The 1,350-nt window shown below is 58.3% G+C and carries 2 protein-coding genes; one reads left to right on the forward strand and one right to left on the reverse strand.

Annotated features, from left to right (window positions below):
- Nucleotides 1-841 (reverse strand): PSP1 domain-containing protein (locus V6C07_RS11215; RefSeq protein ID WP_333536568.1); only part of this gene is annotated, 841 nt, incomplete at its 3' end.
- Nucleotides 842-1,136: 295 nt separating this feature from the next.
- Between V6C07_RS11215 and V6C07_RS11220 the strand changes: the two genes are divergently transcribed.
- The coding region (locus V6C07_RS11220) for an HDIG domain-containing metalloprotein (protein ID WP_333536567.1) at nt 1,137-1,350 on the forward strand (214 nt) is incomplete at its 3' end.

The following is a 1,350-nucleotide window of genomic DNA, read 5'->3' on the forward strand; positions in this document are numbered from 1 at the left end:
GCTTGTTCTGCTGGCCCTGCGGGGCCGGCGGGGCTTCGGGCCGATGCGGCGAAAGCGCCTGCCATTCTTCCAACGTCAGTTCCAGCTCTTCATTGGCTTCGGTAAGCACAGCAAGGGAATTACGAAACATGTTGGCCCGCAGAACCTTCATGCCTCCCCTGTCGGTCTGGTACTTCTTGCCGAGGCGCGGGCAATTCCTGTGAAAATGGTCGTAATTTTCCTGCTCATAGGACAGGCAGCACAAAAGCCGCCCGCAAATGCCGGAAATTTTGGCTGGATTAAGAAAAAGATTCTGCTCCTTGGCCATCCTGATGGTCACGGGAGCAAATTTACGCAGATAACGGCGGCAGCAGCATACCATGCCGCAGTTTCCCACCGCGCCGACCATCTGCGTCTCATGACGCACACCGATCTGGCGCAATTCGATGCGGGCGCGGTATTCGCGCACGAGATCTTTGACAAGATCACGAAAGTCAATGCGCGACGGTGCGGTAAAATAAAAAATCAGCTTGCTGCGGTCGAAAAAAACTTCCACATCCACAAGCTTCATGTCCAGATTGCGCTGGCGTATGCACTGACGGCAGAATGCCTGGGCCTCGCGGCTCAACTGTTCATTGGCTTCGCCGCGCCGGACGTCTTCCGGGCTTGCCAGCCGCAGAATATGGGGTAAAGGTTCGCTTTCCTGTCCCGGCAAATGCCGCGCAGGGCCGGAAACCACCTGTGCCAGAGCGTAGCCCTGCTCGGCTTCGATAAGCACATGCACTCCCGGGCTGAGTCCCGGAGGGCCGCTATAATAGCTTGTCTGGCCCAACGCGCGAAAACGCAGGCCGTATATGGGCATAAAGGTCACGATACAAAACCTTGTGAGACGATTTCCGAAGAGTTTCTTTTCGGCCATAAAACGCCCGCTGTCAACACTGGGGCCTTTTCACAGCGACAAGTGCGGCATGGAGGCAACGGCCGCCACGTCGAGCCCATGCACGGGGCCTGTCCCGGCAGCCCCCCACAGAGAGCCGGAACCTTGAAGCGCCAGGGGCAGTAGCGAACGCCGTGCGCCTGACCAGCGAATGTACGCTGGCCGACTTGCCTTCGCCACTGCCCTGTTCTACATTGTAAAAGATATGGGAGACAATGCCATGATACAAAGAGACGAAGCACTGAAACTTCTGGCCGACCACAATACGCCGCCCTCTCTCATGCAGCATGCCCTGGCTGCCGAGGCGATCATGCGCGCTCTGGCTACCCGCCTGGGCGAAGATGCCAGCTTATGGAGCATCACGGGGCTTCTGCATGACCTGGACTATCCGGTTACGGCCGAAAACCCCGCACGCCACGGCCTGGACACGGCCG

The organism is Desulfovibrio sp. 1214_IL3152 (assembly GCF_036763055.1).
Classification (GTDB): Bacteria; Desulfobacterota; Desulfovibrionia; order Desulfovibrionales; family Desulfovibrionaceae; genus Desulfovibrio.